18 protein-coding genes and 1 tRNA gene are annotated in these 18,739 nt (G+C 41.1%); 5 read left to right on the top strand and 14 right to left on the bottom strand.

Annotated features, from left to right (window positions below):
• Window positions 1-50 precede the first annotated feature (50 nt).
• On the top strand, window positions 51-989 hold the full coding sequence (locus tag HAT2_RS02810) for an amino acid--tRNA ligase-related protein (RefSeq protein WP_181860334.1): 939 nt from the start codon (window positions 51-53) through the stop codon (window positions 987-989).
• Between the two features lie 175 nt (window positions 990-1,164).
• Here the strand turns inward: HAT2_RS02810 and HAT2_RS02805 are convergent, their stop codons facing one another.
• Entirely contained in the window at window positions 1,165-3,132 is a 1,968-nt protein-coding gene (locus HAT2_RS02805) for a hypothetical protein (protein ID WP_114544503.1), read from the bottom strand.
• 149 nt (window positions 3,133-3,281) lie between these two features.
• Complete coding sequence (locus HAT2_RS03870; protein ID WP_181860333.1) at window positions 3,282-3,449, bottom strand: hypothetical protein; 168 nt, start codon at window positions 3,447-3,449, stop codon at window positions 3,282-3,284.
• Between the two features lie 118 nt (window positions 3,450-3,567).
• Between HAT2_RS03870 and HAT2_RS02800 the strand changes: the two genes are divergently transcribed.
• Window positions 3,568-4,548 carry a hypothetical protein gene (locus HAT2_RS02800; protein WP_114544502.1) on the top strand — a complete coding sequence of 327 codons (981 nt, stop codon included), beginning with the start codon at window positions 3,568-3,570 and terminating at the stop codon, window positions 4,546-4,548.
• A gap of 14 nt (window positions 4,549-4,562) precedes the next feature.
• On the opposite strand, the gene HAT2_RS02795 is transcribed toward HAT2_RS02800, so the two are convergent.
• From HAT2_RS02795 to HAT2_RS02770, 6 genes are all read right to left on the bottom strand, one after another.
• Window positions 4,563-5,684, bottom strand: a complete 1,122-nt coding sequence (locus tag HAT2_RS02795; protein ID WP_114544501.1) for a hypothetical protein — start codon at window positions 5,682-5,684, stop codon at window positions 4,563-4,565.
• 139 nt (window positions 5,685-5,823) lie between these two features.
• On the bottom strand, window positions 5,824-7,014 hold the full coding sequence (locus HAT2_RS02790) for a hypothetical protein (protein WP_220253880.1): 1,191 nt from the start codon (window positions 7,012-7,014) through the stop codon (window positions 5,824-5,826).
• A gap of 58 nt (window positions 7,015-7,072) precedes the next feature.
• Entirely contained in the window at window positions 7,073-7,723 is a 651-nt protein-coding gene (locus tag HAT2_RS02785; protein WP_181860332.1) for a hypothetical protein, read from the bottom strand.
• Between the two features lie 66 nt (window positions 7,724-7,789).
• On the bottom strand, window positions 7,790-8,665 hold the full coding sequence (locus HAT2_RS02780; protein WP_114544498.1) for a hypothetical protein: 876 nt from the start codon (window positions 8,663-8,665) through the stop codon (window positions 7,790-7,792).
• Between the two features lie 172 nt (window positions 8,666-8,837).
• Window positions 8,838-9,866: a hypothetical protein gene (locus HAT2_RS02775; protein ID WP_114544497.1), complete on the bottom strand. Its 1,029-nt coding sequence runs from the start codon at window positions 9,864-9,866 to the stop codon at window positions 8,838-8,840.
• A 14-nt stretch (window positions 9,867-9,880) separates the two neighbouring features.
• A complete protein-coding gene (locus tag HAT2_RS02770; protein WP_114544496.1) occupies window positions 9,881-10,240 on the bottom strand; it encodes a hypothetical protein in 360 nt (119 codons plus the stop codon).
• 148 nt (window positions 10,241-10,388) lie between these two features.
• Between HAT2_RS02770 and HAT2_RS02765 the strand changes: the two genes are divergently transcribed.
• Window positions 10,389-11,669: an alanine:cation symporter family protein gene (locus HAT2_RS02765; RefSeq protein WP_114544495.1), complete on the top strand. Its 1,281-nt coding sequence runs from the start codon at window positions 10,389-10,391 to the stop codon at window positions 11,667-11,669.
• A 1-nt stretch (window position 11,670) separates the two neighbouring features.
• Here the strand turns inward: HAT2_RS02765 and nqrF are convergent, their stop codons facing one another.
• The 3 genes from nqrF to HAT2_RS02750 all read right to left on the bottom strand — a co-directional run bounded on the left by nqrF (window position 11,671) and on the right by HAT2_RS02750 (window position 14,403).
• A complete protein-coding gene (gene nqrF / locus HAT2_RS02760) occupies window positions 11,671-12,957 on the bottom strand; it encodes an NADH:ubiquinone reductase (Na(+)-transporting) subunit F (RefSeq protein ID WP_220253879.1) in 1,287 nt (428 codons plus the stop codon).
• Between the two features lie 95 nt (window positions 12,958-13,052).
• The gene (locus HAT2_RS02755; protein WP_181860331.1) at window positions 13,053-13,922 is read right to left on the bottom strand and encodes a mechanosensitive ion channel family protein; all 870 of its coding nucleotides are present in this window, start codon (window positions 13,920-13,922) and stop codon (window positions 13,053-13,055) included.
• A 52-nt stretch (window positions 13,923-13,974) separates the two neighbouring features.
• On the bottom strand, window positions 13,975-14,403 hold the full coding sequence (locus tag HAT2_RS02750; protein ID WP_114544492.1) for a hypothetical protein: 429 nt from the start codon (window positions 14,401-14,403) through the stop codon (window positions 13,975-13,977).
• Window positions 14,404-14,489: 86 nt separating this feature from the next.
• Here HAT2_RS02750 and HAT2_RS02745 point away from each other — a divergent pair.
• Together HAT2_RS02745 and HAT2_RS02740 are read left to right on the top strand one after the other, a co-directional pair.
• A tRNA-Arg gene (locus tag HAT2_RS02745) sits at window positions 14,490-14,563 on the top strand.
• Between the two features lie 37 nt (window positions 14,564-14,600).
• Window positions 14,601-17,015: a hypothetical protein gene (locus tag HAT2_RS02740; RefSeq protein WP_114544491.1), complete on the top strand. Its 2,415-nt coding sequence runs from the start codon at window positions 14,601-14,603 to the stop codon at window positions 17,013-17,015.
• Window positions 17,016-17,080: 65 nt separating this feature from the next.
• Here HAT2_RS02740 and HAT2_RS02735 read toward each other — a convergent pair whose 3' ends face one another.
• The 3 genes from HAT2_RS02735 to HAT2_RS03865 all read right to left on the bottom strand — a co-directional run.
• Window positions 17,081-17,353: a KH domain-containing protein gene (locus HAT2_RS02735; RefSeq protein WP_114544490.1), complete on the bottom strand. Its 273-nt coding sequence runs from the start codon at window positions 17,351-17,353 to the stop codon at window positions 17,081-17,083.
• Window positions 17,354-17,534: 181 nt separating this feature from the next.
• Window positions 17,535-18,464 (bottom strand): RluA family pseudouridine synthase, encoded by a 930-nt coding sequence (locus tag HAT2_RS02730; RefSeq protein WP_114544489.1) that lies wholly within the window; start codon window positions 18,462-18,464, stop codon window positions 17,535-17,537.
• Window positions 18,465-18,739, bottom strand: a 275-nt coding sequence (locus HAT2_RS03865) for a hypothetical protein (RefSeq protein WP_181860330.1), incomplete at its 5' end; no start/stop codon positions are given. It abuts the gene before it with no gap.

Below are 18,739 nucleotides of genomic sequence, written 5' to 3'. Positions count from 1 at the left end.
AGTCGTGCAACATCAACTAAAGATCCGGCTTGACGAATATGAGATCCAAGATGTTATCCAAACATCATCGTTTGGATTGGCTAAAAGCTCGTTTTCATTTCATTCGTTCCATCCGTTATTTCTTCGAACAAAGAGGCTTTATAGAAGCGGATTGCTCTTTAGCCTCGAGAACACGAATTATCGAACCTTATATCGAACTTGTTCCAATCTGGATGAATGGAGAAAAAGGGTGGCTTTATCCTTCTCCTGAGGTAGGCTTAAAAAAGCTTCTTTCCCTTGGAATAGGAGATGTTTTTCAGATCTCTCACACTTTTCGTAATGGAGAACACGGCTCAAAGCATAACTCCGAATTCACTATGTTGGAGTGGTACCGTGTTAACATGTCCTTTCAGGGGATCATACAAGAAGCGATAGAACTGGTCTCTCTTTTTTGTGGCAAGCTTCCTCACCGTATCGTAACTTACACTACCCTCTTTGAAGAGAGATTTGGAATCAACCCTCACACCTCTTCCTTAGAGGAACTTCTTTCCCTTTTTCAAAAAGAAAAGCTTTGCCCCTATTCAGGTCTTTTAGAAAGTAGCAAGAATGACCTCTTGAATTTTTTGATGGGTTCTCATCTTGAGAAAGCCTTTCCAAAAGACTGTTTGACTGTTGTTACAGATTATCCTGCTCATCAAACGGTCATGAGCAGTTTAAAAGATGTGAACGGTTATAAAGTGGCCATGCGCTTTGAAATTTATCTTGGGGATCTTGAATTAGCCAATGGATCACAAGAAGCAACAGACGCAGGCAGGCAAATTGAGGAGCTTCAAGCCCAACATGAGGAGTATGTAAAAAGAACTGGAGAAGACATTAGATTCGACTTCTCATTTCTGGAAGCTCTTAAGAAGTTACCACCGTGTTGTGGTGTTGCTGTTGGTGTGGATAGGCTTTGTATGCTAGGAGTAGGAAGTGAGTCTATTCATGATATTCTTGTTTTCCCCTATTAACATAGCTAGGATGTAGGACATCAGTAGTGCGCCTATTTTTTTTTCGTGCCATTAATACAGAGCTTTTACTTGAAGGACTAGAATAAAGAATGGAGCGCTGTAGAGGAGGAAAAATACAATCGTCCTCACTTTCCTCTGATCGCCTATCCACTTATTGGCCAAAAAACTAGTCAATTTATCTATTCAGCGTTCTGATCATAGAAGAAAGAACTAAGACCAACATTGAAAACAAGGCAAAAAGCAGAAGGCAATTGGCAGCGAGATGAGGAGCCATTGAAGCCGAAAAACAAACAAAACAAGAAAATAGTAACAAACGAATAGAATAGAGAGCACGCTTGATACAAGACAGAACTTTCCTAATAAATCCTCTACACCAACTGGGTCTTAGGTGCTTTGTCCCTATAGCTTCCTTCTCAGCTCTTTGGTATGTCTTCGCGGCCTCAAGAGAGCTGTGGTAATTTTCTACCTCTTTCTGCAGCGGATGTTGTAGGAAAAATGCAGATTCATCTAAGAGATTCAAATCTGATCTAGACCATGTTGCAAGGAGAGCAACATACTCACCTTCAGCAGCTAATAGTGCCCTGATTGCAAACTGCTCTGAAGTTCTTTGCGCATCACTAGGAGAAATGTATTGGCCGTCTTCTATTCTTTTCACAAGCAAAGATAGAAGGTCTTTCATCAATCTTTCTACTTTATCCGATAAAAATTTAATCGCTTTAATCCCATCGGGATTAACAAATGCCTTGGCATGCTCACATACCTGACCTAAGTCCTTTCTTCTACTTTCAAGAAAGGAGGCAACCGATTGAGGTGCGCAACGAATGTGATATTCCTGTCTAAGATTTTTCTCTGATAAACACGATATAAATTCTAAATAGTCACTTGCGTGGAACCTGGAACTAGCTCGCATAATTGCTTCTCTAAAAAGCACCCTAGCCTGAAAAATAAGGTCAAATCTTTTAATGGAATCAGAGGAACAAAACTGTGAATGAGGAAAATCGTGCCGAAACTTTATATTAAGATTCTCTAATAGTTTTGAGCTGTTTTCAATTTCAGAAAAAAGAGCGAAAACAAAAGCAAAAAATAATGCCCAAATAGGCAATGGAGAACAGAAAAACTTATAACAAAAAAGGCAAGGCAATAACAGCGTTAAAAAATGAGAAAAAATTTTCCATGCACATCTATTTAAAATAGATCTCAATTCTTGTAATTGAACAAGATAGATACCAAGGAACCTGATTGGCGAACCTGTCGAACAGAGCCCTTCTACTAAAGAAATACATTTTCTAAATAAGCTCCCTAAATTCCATAATTTCTGGATCCTTTCTGTACAGGAAAAGCGACCTGTTTCGACTTGATTAATACTCCTTTGCAACTGATCACAAGCATCTTGTACAATTAGGTCTTGCTGTTGAAGCTCATTTTCAGAATGGATGGAAACCCAATTTCTTTTTGAAAAAAAAGAAAGAGCCTGGAGATATCTTTCCTTGGCACTTTCTAGCTCCTGAAAAATACTTTTTTGTACACTATCGGGTTCTAAACAAATACACCTGTCAGAACATACATCTCCACTTAATTTCTCTCTTAAAGAAGTAGCGAGGCTAAGCATGGCAGAAATATAAGCCTGTCCTATCTTTCGAAGAGACTCAACATCCTCCCTCGTTAAGAACCAATGAGCGCAAGAACATATTGTTTCTAATTCTTCACCCCTAGTCTGGGAAAAAGTTGTCAGGCTTGCCTTTGCCCAACAAATAAAATTTTTATCATAAGACCATTGTTCCTTCCACATGCCAGAAGACTGAGCTGCAGAAGGACTAATCTCTCCGAGAGTAGGCCACAAAACACTCTTAATTTTTAATTCGACTTTGCTATGGACATTTTGTAACTGGTCTGAACTTAACTTAACGCTCTCCAGAAGAGACCTTCTCTTCTGCTTTACGAGCTTTTCTTTTTCAGGAAAAGAGTTTAGCCTTGTCCATTTTCTATACAAGGTAGATTCTCGAAAGGATAGAAGAAAGTAACTAAGAACATTAACAATGTATACTTCAAGAAGCAGAAACTGCCTGTTTATAGGCCTAAAAACAATCCTGCCCAGGATTCTTAAACAAGGGCATCTTCTAGCGCACGCACATAACCGATCCATCTTTGCCTACACTCACAGCAGTTCAATCAAACGCTTTATCTAAGGCAAATTCCCAAGTTTATAAAATAAAGTTCGAAGAGAATCTTAAAAAAGCCATTCGCATCTGCCTACATATAAAGAGCCCCCTCGAGGGTATCACAGTAATATAATTAACTTTCCATATAAAAAGAAAAATGCTTACTAGAGACTCCTGGGAACTCCAGAAAATCCGTACGATCAAATGGAGGCATACGAATACGATAGGGACTTGGATCACGAATAGAACAGCTTTTCTCTTCTATAAAGAACCGAAAGAGGAATACACTGCTCTCTAACAAGTTAACATAGGGAGTCTACTTTCCTTTTCCAATCTCCCAAGGATAAACAATCACAAACTACACATTTTTCTGCATCAGACTGTCTATACATTCACGGGTTTTCCGCATTGAAGAAAGAATGAATACACTATGCAAATGCCTAAACAAGGCTCACTGTCTTCAAAGACTAAAATACTTATTTTTCGATCCTATAAGAAGAAGTGTTCTTGCCATCCAAGAATGCGTTTTAAAATACCTCCTCGCTCTTTTAGAGGTATACGAAAAAAGAAAGACATTAAGTCATAACTCTTTCCTCTCTCTCAGGGAGATTGCTTTAAAATATCACAACACAGTCAAAAAACAAAATGAAACTTTTTCTCTAGAAACGGGAGATATTGGTTTCATTCAACGTATATTGAACGACTTTTTCAATATCTTCAGCTCCCAAATGAATATCTTTCTTCAAGAGGCCCACAAGATTCTTGAAATCCGACAAGTTATTGCCTTAAACATCCATTTTAATGAACTAAAAAGAATCCACTCAAACACTATGTCATTTGAAACGGATACTTCTAGAGAGAATTTACTAAGCTTTGCCCTCAATCTATCTAGCGAAAGAACAGCTGCCCATATTTTCTTGATATATGTCATATACTTGATTGAAAATACATCAGAGCAAACTATTGAAACAGAAAGAATAAGAGCATTAACCGAGCAAATAAAAACAGAGATTAATATAGTAAAAGCAAAAAAAACAGAAGTGCCATTTGAAGAACTCATCCTAGGACTAGAAGAGTTTCTTTCTTTGATACAAAAACATAAACCTATCAAGGACTACTCTGAATATTATTGCTCTAAGAATATACAAAAATTTCTACGCTCCTACCCAAAGAAGATAGCAACAGCACTTAACTGCCTCGAAAGAATACGAAATAGGCTTCAAGCCTATATAAATCATTTCTTTTTTTCCTTTACAAGCAGCCTATTATTAGCATTAATTCTAAATTCATTTGTTGTTTTGCTTTTTACATTTCTACTGTGTTCTAGTATGTTTTTCTTTCTTTTTCTCGAAAGAGAAAACTGTAATAGAGAATTACAGACTGTAATAGAAAAATTGTAAATAGCATAAGTCATTTAACATGAGCAAGAGTATATTCGTAAAATTGCCGAAAAGGCATCCAAATGTTTGATATAAATCTCTCTCTCCCTCTTAAGGGCAAAACCATTCACAAACAGAAGCAAAAAAAAGAGCAAAATGCCTAATAAGGGTCTCCAAAACAACAGAGTCAAAAAGCTAACCAAACAAGAGAAAAAAAACCTCCTAAGAAAAGAGATAAATGCATTTGACCATGCTGTTTCAGAAAGTTGAATCTGTTCAAGACTCTTTCTATATTTCGAAAAGAAACTTTGAATAAACTCTGGACAAGTCTTGCCAATCAAACGGATACACGTGTGACATAGATGACTTAGCTCAAATAGATAGGCTAATGAGTCGTGATCCTCTCCAGAAGTTCGCTTAATGGCTCCCTCTAAACTTTGAATAGACTCTTGAATCTTTTGGCCTAACAAGAGACGACGTTCCTGATTAAGCAAAAGTCTTGAATCACAAATGCAATGTAAATCTTCTGATAAGAGATCTGTCATCCACTTGTCACAAACTTCTATTTTTTCTTGCATGAACGAGAAAGCAAATGATTCCATTTTACTTTGTGCAGCATCTGGAAACAAATAACTACTGTTTTGTACTCTCTTTTCCAAAGTAGAAGAAAAGGAGATCATAGACGAAAACATTTTTCGCACTTCTTCTTGAAAAGCTTCTATCCTTTCTTGAAAAAAGAAAAGCCCTCCACAATCACAAGCTTTTACCAAAAGCTCGCTTCCTTCTCGACACCTTCTAGAAAAAACATGCCTGATTTCACCAAGGAATCCCTGACTGGACCTAAATTTACCTGGAGGTTCTTCTAATAAAATAGGAAGATAGTACAACTTATTTTCATTCACAATAGACCTTAAAAACTTCTGAAAATCGGAACAGATTTCCACAAAGGCTTCTTTCTCATAGGCTATTAATAGATCGACGGCTCCCTGATCTACATCAATAACCGGAGCAGATTGAAGAGGCACAATAAACGATTGGAAAACCTTCGAGGCACACTGTTCAATAGAATGAAGTCTAACCCTTAGGGGTGTTGAAATAATTTTATATAATTCAGAAACGCAAGATCTAGGTGTTACAAGAGCACACAGCTTTTGCATGTTATGCCTCAAATAAAAAAACAAAGAGGCGTCAAGTTTTCTACTTTCTATGAAAAATAAAAAGCACAAAGCTTACTTTGCGCTATTACTAAGGGCATTACAAAACGTGCTTTCATTTAGAAAGAATATAGTTTATCTCCTATAAAGACTCTGGAAGTGCATTCTTGATATCTTCGATAAGTTTGTCTATTTGCTGTAAACAATCCTTTCTTAAAGAGGAAATTTTTTTCCATGCATATCCCAAAACAAATAATGTAAAAAGAACAAGAAGAGAAGGAGAGGCAAAAAAAAGCAAAATGCTGAGACCTGCAAAATAAAAAAGAGCAGTCCAAGTAAAATAGCTCTTAAACTGGATCTCAAACTTCTCAATCAAAGAAGAAATTTTTCCTATTTTGACTTGATAAAGGTTAACAAAAGCATTCGGATCAACAATGGGACTTTCTCCAGAAAAAGAGAACTTTTTATCTCTCATCAAAGAAAAACTAACTCTTTTGAAAAGAGTCACTACCTTTTTTAAATTAGATAGCCTAACCATTAAAGAAGAGAAAGAACTAGATCTTTCCCCTTGTTCCAGTTGAGCAATTGCTGCGTTGAGACTAGCCAAGTCACCTGATTGACCTGCCTCTCTCTGAAATCTTTCCCCAGTAAAAGTAGATAAGAGGCTATTTCGATCTTGATTAAAGACAAGACCTCTTCTAAGAAGGGACGCAAGAAAATCTTCATGTTCCCTTATCCTTTGGACGACAACAAGGCAAGCCTCTCTTTCTAGTTGCCCACCCTCTGCACTAATGAGAACAGAGGATGCGTTTGGATATCTCTTCTGTAGCTGACTTGAAAAGTCTTCTATGGCCTGTTTAACTGCTTCCATGTTCGTCTGTAAATTTTTTAATTCTTCCTGTTGCAGGAAGGGCCTAAGCTCTTGACAGATGATGGCCAGGGCAGGGTCCTCTTTTTCTAGGAAAACGTTATAGACCCAATACAAATGGGCACAAACTAATCGATGGTGATCTAAAGAAACATTTCCGGGAGGATCCAGTAAATTGAGAATTTGATGCTCAAATCGTTCATGAAGGTCTCGAAATCTGCTTATCTCCACCAAAATTTTAGCTCTAGCAGATTCATTTGCTTGTCGTACAAGATGTATCAAATCTTCTTCGTCCGGATAACGAGTTTTACTAGTAAGGCAAGAAAAATAAAGAGATTTAAAAATGTTTCTGGCGATCTTTTCTATAAAAGAAACCTTGTTCGACAGAGGACGAAGAAAACAACAAAAAGGACTAAAAAAGCACTTCAAAAGTTCACGAGAACGATTTGTGAAAAAGAGAAACATAGCACGCATTATTTCGAACCATTTGCTTTAGTTCTACTGAGTCAAATTAAATGTTGATTTATCTTAGTGAAAGACGATCAGATAGGAAAACCCAATGCAATTCAAACTGCTCTTCAAGAATATCTTGAAAGGAAGCTAGTGAAGAGGAGAGATCCCAAGTAGCCACAATCGCCAAGTAAAGGCTAAAACAGAAACACAATCCACTAAAGAAACAGCTAAAAGAAGACATCATGCAAAACAGAGCAAAAAGCAGAAGAAAGACAGCAAGAAGAAAAAATACTAATGATAAGCAATACTTAGCCGCCCCCTCTTCTACAAAAGAATGCAATCCCCGAGCAGCCTTTAAATATACCTTAAGAAAGTCAGAGACCTTGAAATGTCTTTCGGACTCGCTATCAAATAAACAGTTGATGTGGTCCGTCTTGAGATAAGATTGCCATTGCTGTCCCAACTCAAGGAGAGAAAAGACTCGTTTCCTAAACGTAGAAAAGTGAAAAAGAGATAACCGACCTCTGTTATCCAAATCTCTCTGAAATCGATGACAATATTCACTGAGTTCTTGTGATCTTGTTAAAACACATTTGGAAAAACCAATTTTCCTCCTGCTGAAAACAATACCAGAATCCCCTTCCAAAAAGGGCAATAAAGAAGAAAAACGGCCCACGACACGCCTTTCAAGTAAAGACAATCTACTGCTTAAAGAGAACATGCCCGAGAAGAAGATCAGATGATCAAACCATTACGAAATGAGCCTGGATTCTATATCTTTAAGAATTTAGCCGCATATGAGTTTATGACCTCTCGAGCGAAGAAAGAACAAAAAGAAGCCCCTTACAAGATCTAATATATCATGCACAAACTGTGAACTGAGCCGACTTTTCATAAATTGCATACGAAAAACTCGCCTTTGAGGGTACTTCCTATCATCACACAGAATTTGTCCATGAAAAAACATAGTCATAAAGTTAAGAAATTGTTCTTCTTCATCAAACTTGTGTGACTGCACGAACAAAAAAAGAAACGACCGTCCCTCTCTGCAGGATAAGAATCCATCTACGATTCTTTCCTTTATCTCGCGTGTTGGGAAAAGCCTTGCATAAGGAATCCGAAATCGATCAAATCTCCAGTGAGAGAGAAGGAAGATCATAGCCAAAAGAAGAAAAAACTGGGTCTCTCTATTCAGGAAAAAACTAAGATAGCTCCCTATTAGAACAAAAACCAAAGGAGAGAAGGAAAAGAGTACTTTCAGACGTGATCCTAGTTTTCTCCACAAAAGATACCCCACTCGAAGAAATTCGATATTTTGCTCAAAACTTTCCAACACGTAGAAAAAGTAGTCTCGAGCTGTTGGAACGATAAAGGCCTCACGAACAGTCATCTGCGAAAGTTTTTGAATACCCTGGCCATACCCAATAGCCATTTCAAAAGCTCGAACAAGACGAATTCTATCTGAAGAGAGGCATTCTCCTAGCCCAGCAACTAAAATATTGCGGGCAGAAGGAGCGATATCCATGAACTCTGAGGTCATGCGCATGCATTCTATGCAGTTCATAAGACGAATGCCCATATTCTGGATTTCGGAAACGAAATCTCTGAGGGCAGGCAAAATTCGCAAGCCCTCGGCTTCCTTCCAAGGGAACCAACTTCTCATCCTTTGTCCTCATCTCTTTCTTCTAAGGGTGCGAGGTCCCCGACTTAGGCTATGACAAAGAAATCAATATCAAAAATATTTTATTTATTCTTGTGTTACTTAGGGACCAAGGAGCTTAACCCTGGAGTAACATCAGTATAATAGAGAAGCAGTTCAAAAATAGAGTATGTCCTTAATCAAACTCGATAGAGCCTAAAAGTTGGTTCGCCTCTTCCAAAACAGTTACTTCTGGAGTTTCTAAGTTAATTTGATCACAAGCATCAAAGAATTCTTCGAAACTCGAGTTTTCAGAAGGAGTTTCTTCACCTCGTCCTGAAAATCGACTCCAAAGATGGCTTCCGAGTTGGCACATCCTCGTCATCATACCTGTAACAGCCCCTACTGCAGCTCCAGGGATATCAACAGTCAAACAAGGATCCTCCTCCTCGCCCCCTTCTCCTAGAAGAAACAGAAGAGGCGGAGGTGCACTCTCTGAGTTCTCTTCTTCGGTATGACCAATTGTAGTCTCCGAGGAAGACCCTTGAAGAGCAAAATGGTCTTCTACCACTCCCTCGAGTCCCTCTGTAGAGTCTGAGGAATTCACTGCGCTCCCAGAAAGCGGTCTACCATACCACCAAGCACGAAGATGATCGCTAACAGAGCCCACAGCAACGCCTAAAGCACGACGCACATTCTGAGTATGGCCAACAAGGCGATGGCATGACTGAACAACCCCATCTACACGTTGACAAAAAAATTGAGCATGTCCTGCTACTTGAAGTGCGCTTTCTACTTGCCCCTCATATTTCTCTCTGAACTTATAAACCAGAGCAATACAAATCATCGCGGCGAGAATCATACAAGTTAGCAAAAGGAAAACAGAAGACTGAAAAAAGATGGCACAACCTAAAGACACCATCAAAGCAAACAATCCTAATCCACAACGAGCCATCCCGTATGTAAACAAGGCGTACAGTCTTCTTAAATCAGAGGACATTTTTGAGGTCTTAAAGCTTTCAAGAGAGGCTGCTCGCAAACGAACCATCTGGGCTTTACAACTTGTGCACGCGTCACAAATCTTTGAAAAGACTCTTTTCATTGCAATTGTTGCGCGAACGTCCAATGCTCTCTTTGAGAGGTTCTCTCTTGCATGCGAAGAAACAGGTAATTCCGAAGAAGTGCGAGCACTAGCATCAGCTGCCCCACTTTCATCAATACTCATGAGCCAATCCGAATCTAATGAACATCTTGCTTGTGCAGCCTGACTTTCATCACTTTCGAAGAGGCCTTGCTAATTGTCTGCAGTAAAACGGTACCAACAAGATCTTGCAACTGTAGCTTTTCCTCTGAAGATAAATGAGTCTTGGGGAAAAAGACAAAGGCGAATAAATGTCCTTTCCGAATAGAACTACCACAAAAATAGGCAGCTACACGTCTAGCCTTAAACCTTTTTTTGATGGCAAAAAAGATTTCTTCTTGAGATTTTTCATCGAACTGGCCATAGAAACCAATATAGACAACAACAGAGTTGGGAATGTCTCTTAGAGATTCTTTTAAAGATCGATTAGAATGGAAAATATCAACATGATTACGCATAAAAATATCCAAATAGAAATGTCATTTCAGTAATGAAGTTTAAATATACAAAGTTGGTCTCTGTTCGCAGAGAGATACACAATTTCTTGCATCAAAGTTATGAAACATTGCAAAATGAAGCGGTCGAGATCTACACAGGTAGAGAACAATGTTCAATTGCCTTGTAAACGGAGCATTCCTCGCTGTTTTTTTAATGGGGATCGTTATCGTTGTAAAAACAAGATTCATCCAGTTCCGTGTGCTTCCTAAAGCTTTCCAGATCTTCTTTCTTGAACAGGAAGGACAAGTTGCTGCAGACAGGCTAAGTCCAAGACAGGCATTTTTCCTATCCATGTCCACAACAATAGGCATTGGTAATGTGGTGGGACCTGTGCTCGCTGTCATAATGGGTGGTCCTGGAGCGATGGTCTGGTTCGTTCTTGCCTCAATCGTTGGAAGTGGTGTTGTTTATGCCGAAACAATCTTAGCGTTCAAAAATCGCTCTTGCGGAACTGCAAAAATCATCGGTCCAATGGCACATCTCTCTAAAATTGAACCTACCTTGGCATTTGCTTATGCCCTTTCTACTTCCGTTTTGCTGCTTTTTTGGAACGCTTCCCAGTCACACGTTTTATCTGAGATTTGCATCAGATATTGTGGAATTTCTTCGATAGCTTTCGGGATTCTCTTTTCTTTAGTTATTGCAATTGTTTTATCCCGAGGCAACACATTAATTCGGGATATTACAGACCGCATTGTTCCTGTCATGCTTGTGCTTTATCTGGCAACTCTTGCTGGAATCTTAGTTAGAAATATTAACCAAGTCATTCCGGCTTTTCGTTTGATTTTTAGGTCTTTCTTTAATACTGAATCTGCTTTCTGGGGATTGACTACATTCTCTACATTGCAATCCATGCGTTGGGGCATTTCTAGAAGTATTTCTGCTATTGAAGCAGGTGTAGGCACCTCTTCTATCCCACATTCCCTTTCAACAGGGAATGATGCAGAAATGCAAGCTACTCTTTCCGTACTAGGAGCTTATGTAAATAGCACGATAGGTTTTCTCACGGGAGTGGCCGTTCTTTCTTCGGGTTACTATGTAACAAATCCAGAGGTCCATGCTTTGGATCTTCTCGGACAAACTTTTAGAGCCCATTTTCCCTTTTTAGGTGAAAATTGCTTACACCTTTCTCTTTTTCTTTTCGCCTTTGGGACAGTTCTTGGAAATGCATTCAATGGTTCAGCTTGTTGGGAGTATATCTGCGGAAAAAAAGGAGGGCGCATCGCCTACCTATCTTGCTTATGTCTTGCCGTCTTTCTAGGTTGTATTACACCTCTTCCTCTGATTTTTGAGTTCGCCGATCCCTTGATGTTGTTTTCAACAAGCTTACAAATGTTTGGAGTATCCTGGTTCCTTTTAAGAAGAAATCTGCTTTGTGAGAAGAGATAGATTAACTTCCAAAGTCATCCAAAACAATGGAGGGTTTGGGAACTCCGTATTCTCTTAACAAGACTGAGACTGCTTGATTGTGCAAAGGCGGCCCACAGACATAGTAAAGTGCTTCTGAAGGACTCTTCAGCGAACTCAGCACGCTTGCTTCAAAAGCTTGAAACAGAAATCCCGTTTTCTCCGAATCCTGGATAGGCCAGCCAGAACGTACATCTTCTTCTGTTGGCTCGGAAAGAACTAAGTGATATCTGAAATTTTTAAACTGTTTTTCTAAAGCTTGAAACTCTTCTGCGTAGATATTTTCACATAAGGAGCGTGCTCCGTACCAGAGCTCAACGTGTCTTTTCGTATGATGAAGATGGAACAAACTCATAATATGGCTTCTTCCAAAAGAGGCTCCTGCACCGCCAATAAGAAAGTAGATACGTCTCTCATCATGAATCATTTTGGATTCCCCAAACGGACCAGAAAAGGAGAGCCGATCTCCCTCTCGCCTTGAAAAGAGAAAAGAAGAACCGATTCCCCAAGGAGCGGCAGAAGAGATAGAACCATTCTCCAGAGGAGGAGAAGCTATCCGAATAGTAAAGCGAATAGCATTCCCCTCTCCTGGATGGGAAGCTAGAGAATACGCTCTTACACAAGGCTCTTCTGACTCATGAATGATCAGAGATTCTAGCATGCCGTATTTATCCCATTCTTGATGGAATCTTAAATGAATACCATCTCTCCAGGAAGAAGTCGTCGTCATATAGTTCGGAATATCTACTTGAAGATACTCCCCAGACTCGTAGTCGAGGGGCTCATCTAAAACAACCACAAGTTCCTTAATGAAGGTACTCACGTTCCGGTTTTTCACAACGCTCCCGGAAAAAGAAGACGACGTTAGAGCGCCCCCTGGGATACTGACCGTAGCTTCTTCTTTCAGTTTGACTTGGCAAGCTAGTCTCCAGCCATCCTTGATTTCTTCTGGAGAGAACACACTGCGTTCCAAACTACTGACCTCTCCTCCTCCTTCCAGCACACGCACCCGACATTGATGACATGTTCCCTTCCCTCCGCATGGTGAAGGGATCGACAAGGCAGCTCGGCGCAAACAGTGGAGAAGAGTCTCTCCAAAGCGAGCTAACAAGCTTTTGTCGGGAAGAGAGTCTAAAGAAACAGAAAAAGAACCACCGATCTGGAGCCATCGCTTAACTAGAAGATTGGCCAGCGTAATGGCAAGACCTAATTGAGTGAAGACCAAAACAGGGAGGAGAATTTCTCCTAAAAGAGGGGGGGAAATCGACATGGCAACCATCTGCGGGAAGCTATTCAGCCGTAGGAAGGGGGCGCTCTCTTCTACCACGCTCCCCAGCTCATCCTATCAAGAAAATTTTATCTCAATCAAGTGATAGATAACTTTTCTTCTTGAAAAAACTTCTCAAGAAAACGGTTCATAATCGATTGCTCGATCCTATCCCTCAAATTCCAAGGGCTTGCCACACGTAGTGTAAGAAGGAGCTGCCTAGGATGTGTCATTCGAATAAACACCCTAGGTTCAACAGAAACGGGTTCAAGCCCATGTTTTTGGGCCATTTCCTTTGCTCTTCGACGAGCTTTCTCTAAAAAAGGCTGAGACTCTTCCTGAGCAATCTCAAGAAGAATAGCTTTAGCTCGTTGCCAATGCTCATCAACTAACATGGGGATATCAATAGAAACAAAAGAAAAATCCTCTAAGAAAGAGCTATTCACAACAATAGAAGTAAGCAAAAGACTATTAGGAAAGACAATACGCTTCCCCGTTCCCTGGTTCGAGGTCTTTCCACCAATCCCGACTTCTAAGAGGGTAGTATAGAGGAGATTGACTGAAAGAACGTCACCTTTGAACTGTCCAATCTCAATGCGATCCCCTAAACAATAAGCATTACTCCGCATCAGCAGAAGATAACCATGAACACAACGGATCAACTCAAGAAACGCCATGACAACGGCAACAGCAATGGCAAAGACAGAGACAGTGAACGAGCGTAATTCTTCTGCCCAAATAAAAATGAGACCAATAACCACAAGGGCAAGAATGGTACTTCGAACATGTCCGATCGCCTTTAATCGGTATTCTTGTGACCATTGCTCTCCCGCCTGACTTTTGATCACGCGTTCGATAAGCCGACGTACAAAAATAAGAGAAAAAACATAAACACAAGTGGCCAACAGGTGGCTAAAAGCGAATCCTTCGATCAACATTCGAGTGAGCCCCCAAGAATCTACCCCCACGTAAGATTAAACTAAAAAGGCAGATGCTGTTAAGTAAATCATTCATCCAAGCTCAAGCTTGCAACCAATCGGAACGTCTTCGAGCTGCCTTTTTTGTTTTTTTGACTCTCTTTTGTAGAGAAGGCACTTCCTGTTCCTGATAAACAGGAGCTGTTTTCTCCTGTATCTTTTGCTGAATACTCTCCTGAAACCTTGAAAGATCCATTTCAAAGCGTTGTATTTGCTTTCTCTCTTCTGAAGAAAAGAATTGCGAATTGGACATAAAAGCAGTCACGTCAGCACAGATAGTTGGATTGCTATTTGTTAATACATCCAACCTTCTGCGTAAAACACAAATATTGTGATTGACCATCTGTGCAGCTTCTTTCGAAGTCTTGGCCTTTAAGGGGTCCTTAACTCCTTTGAGGACTTCTCGCAAAACTCCTGGGAACAAACCATTCATTGATTCAAAAAGCTCGACTAGTCCCTTACATTTAGACATAGATTACCTCCCTCGTTCTGTAGGTTTCTCTGGCTAAGCTTGACTTCCTCTCGAAGTCCAGAATAGAATGCGGGGGTCTGTTTCACGGACCGATAGCTCAGTTGGATAGAGCATCTGCCTTCTAAGCAGAGGGTCGCAGGTTCGAGTCCTGCTCGGTCCGAATCTGGTATCGATCTGTTGCATTAGGGACTTTGCTCATGCAGAAAGAGTCTTCGGGAGGAAGGGACTTTGTATTCCCTGCTTTGCCCCTTGGTGTTTTCGAGTTACCTCGTTTGCATCCCGATCTTCCCCAGTTGTTTGCAGCTGTTAAAGTGCAAATGGCAAAAGTACCTCTAGAAGAACGTTTCCCCTGTCTTTCTAGACTCCTTTACAGGTGGATTGTTTCTATTCCTCACCCTGTCTTTTTATTGCCAAGTCTTCTTGCTCTCTTACGCCAGGTCAATGAAAGTGGATTACTTGACAGAACATGTCACTTCTTGGACTGGGAACGATGGCTTCTTTTTGAAAGTTCATCTACTCTGGAAGAAGAACTAGACGTAAGGTCGAAAATCGTAGGGAAGAAAGCCCTTCGGGAAACATATCAAACCTATTTTCCTATTGGAAGCGGCCGTTTTTACAAAGGGCCACATTACGTTGTTGCCCACCCTAGTCCCGATCTGGACACTTTGGTCTGTTCCTTTTGGGGCTGGCTAGATGCCTTTGGAGCAAAAGTATGCGACCGGCTGCATATTTGGTGTATCCCTGCAGGAAAGGTTAATCCGACCGACCAAGCTCTGTTCGATTCTCTCCTAGGGAAAGGACATGTCACTCTTCTTAGCATAAGGAGGAGCAGCCTTGAACCCGAAGCATTAGAGCTTTCTTCGCCTTGCCTTATACGCTCTTGGGAAGAAGACCTTTTTTCCGAAATGGCGTCTTATACTCTTTTGGTCAATGACCAAGGGCGGTACGTGGGCGAATGGAGCACAGTAGACACGGAAAATTTTTATTCTGCTGTCATGCCCTTGATTCATCTGCTCGAATCTTTTGAAATTCAAATGCGGTCTAATCTCCTTCTCTGTTTTTCTGAAGAGGACCCGGGTCACTCTCTGAAAGCACTCTTTGATTCCTCTCAAGGGAAAAGCCTCCAGGAGCAAGTTGTTTTTCAGCACTACTCGCCTGCTACGCAGCGACGTCTCAGCCTTCTCTTCGAAAAACTTTTTTTGATTTCCATAGATGCAACGATGGGAGATTTAGGTTCCAAGTTGGACGGTTTAGGTATCAAATCCCTCAGTCAATTCTTCAAAAATCTGGAACATTTACTTCGACACGACTTTTCTAAAATGGAAACACGCTTGCTCATAACAAAAATTAGAGAGACATTAAGCCCTTTAGAAACAGTTTCTGAAACTTGTCTTGCTTTTCTCAAAAAGGGCAGATCTGCCCTCTGCATTAAGGAAAGCGTTTGGCAAGATGAAAAAAGATGGGTGACCCCTGAAACTCCTTTACGGCAGTTAGAAGAGCTTTTTCAAGTTAAGGGTTCCCCACTATCCTTAGTACGTCTCAATCAAAAAGGTGAGCCGTTACCTTTAGGTTATCTGGAGAGAGAGCGAGTACAATCCACAATGTGTGGCACCCTATCCTTAAGAGACTTTTCCGATAGAAAGGATCTGCATGCCTCGCCCAAGTTAGACGTGATCAGTGTCATCGATCACCATAAAACCTGTATTTCTACGACGGCACCTTCTTTTCTTCTCACCGCAAATGTTCAAGCCTGCAGTGTTCTCCTTGAAGAATTAGAACAAGCATTCTCTTTTCAACAAACATGCAGTGAAGGAATGTATACACACCCAGAAAGAGCTCATTTATTTGCTATTTCTCTGTTAGCGGCTGTCTTTGACGACACCGACTTGCTCGCAAAGGGCCAAAAAAGAGATTGTCTCGCCGTACACCGTTTACTTGAGCAACTCAGAGGAGAACAACAAAACTGGGACAAAGGGGCAAGCCTCACTGAGATCAAGAAAAAGCTCCTAGCAACCCATGCTGCTTTCGAGATCTACTCCAAGTTCTTTGAACTGCGCCAGAACAACACGGAAAAGGCGATTGTATCAGCTGCATCAGGGACCTCCTTCGACCTATTCCAGGACACGAAGGGAGGCGACACCTTAATGGGGCAGAGCAAGCTTTTTTGGGACAACTGGAAGACTCTACGCGCCAACAGAGAAAAGGTCATGCTGCAATGGGTACGCTTTTGTCTGTCCAAGTCGCCTACAGCCCTCTTTTATGGGCATATTGTGAGCACGCTCCTTAATGCTAGACAAATCACTGCTCAAGAAGATCACCCCAAAGACCATCAAGACCAACTTTGGCTTACCGGAAAATCACCCGTCGCACTACGTGATTTTCTATATCTTCTTTATGAAAACGAACTCGCGAACCAAGAGATAAAGATCGAACTGATCAATGGAAATATCCTAGAAACAGAAAGTCACCCTATCTTGAAATCTTGCCAAGATATTTTGCATCAGTCCATTCAAGAAATCGACCAGCCCATCCTCGTGCTTCACTTCCCTGCAGGGAAGCTCAACTCCAGAAAAGCTTCTGTAGCACCTTACATAAGAACAAAAAAGCCCTAAGACTGAAACCACCCCCTTGGCCAAGGAGACCTCTAGAAGGAGAGCCCCCAAGCTATAAGAGCAACCTAGGCTCCTTTCTCTTTTTCACTGATGGAAGACTCTCGCCCTTCCTCAATGATCTCGAGACTGACTCTCAACCCATTTCGACTTGCGATGGACATCAACAAAGTCCTAAGGGCGTTAATAGTCTTCCCTTCCTTTCCGATCACTTTTCCTACATCGGTCTTTTCAACGTAAAGCTCAATGATGAGGGTGTGTACCCCAGCGATCTCGTTGATGGCCACCCTCTCAGGGAAATCGACGAGATTCTTGACGACGTATAAGACGAAATCTCTCACAGTTTAGCCCTCTCCTGATAAAAACCCATACCCGAGACAATTCAACTTAAAAAGGCCTACGACCTCCAGAGAAGGCCCCCCTCCCTGGAAAAGCCAAATGCCAGCGCACATACTACAAGAAAGGCTAATTAAATGAAAACAAGGACAGAAACCATTTCAATTTTCACAGAACCTTTTGAGGCTACTTTTTGTTCTGAGAGGTCGATAAATCAAAAAGACCCTTCAAGTCAAAACCATAACGAGAGCAGCAAAGAGCAAAATCGACCGGAAAAGATGTTTCAAGAGCGATTTTTGTCCGATAAACAGGATGCAAGAATTCCAAACGAAATGCATGCAACATATGACGTTGCACATTTTTTTCTGGAGTTCCATACAGTTTATCCCCAATCAAAGACATGCCCATAAGTTTCAAATGCACACGAATTTGATGTTGTCTTCCTGTCAAAGGAAAAGCAGAAAGCAGAGAAACTTGGTTTTCGAAATCGTGCTCCAAAAACTTCGTATGAGCATATCTTCCACGAAGCACAGAAGAGGCCCTCATTTTTTTTCTATCTCTAGGGTCCCTTCCAACAGGAACATCTATTTCTAAAGGAGTAGCACGAAGTCTTCCACGAGCTAATAAGAGGTATTCTTTTTTGACTTCTCTCCTCGCAAACTGTTCAGAAAGGTCCTTTTGCGCTTGTATCGTTTTAGCAGCAAGGAGCAACCCTGATGTTTCGCGATCTAACCGATGAACGATCCCTGGGCGTAAGCTGGGAGAAGCCTCATCCTGTTCTACACAGCAACGGTGCAAAAAAGCGTGAGCAAACGTCCCCTTATGGTGGCCCGGACCAGGATGAACAACCATGCCTGCAGGTTTATCCACTACAAGAAGAAAATCATCCTCGTACACCACTTGTAAAGGAATAGGCTCAGGGACAAGGAAAGAAAGAGCAGGAGAGTCAGGCAAAAACTCTACCTCAACACGATCCTCAGTGTGGACAAAAGAAGATTTCCTCTCCTTTTTTCCATTCACGCGCACACAACCGCTTTCGATCAAACGATGGAAATAAGAACGGGAATGAGATGGATACTTCTTGGTCAGCCAGACATCAAGGCGAGTTCGACCCATTTACCCCTTGTAGGCGTCCTTAATCCTTTTCATAGACCGTCGAGTCTCAGCCAGTACGGCCAAAGCCAAAGACCTTTCGAAGTTTTCTCGGAAAACTGGAGAAACAGCATCCAAGTCCTTGAGACTTCTGAACTCTAATTTAGACGGAAAATTCACGTTCTCTAACGCTTCATCACCACTTAGCCCCATCCGCCGCATAGAACGAGACAGCTCCTCGAAAGACAAAGACTCTTCTTGACTGCTACCCAGCTCCAACCCGGACTGATCCTGCTGCA

It is taken from the genome of Candidatus Similichlamydia laticola, from assembly GCF_003339615.1.
In the GTDB taxonomy this organism is placed as follows: Bacteria; Chlamydiota; Chlamydiia; order Chlamydiales; family Parilichlamydiaceae; genus Similichlamydia; species Similichlamydia laticola.
This window is presented reverse-complemented; position numbering and strand designations above follow the sequence as displayed.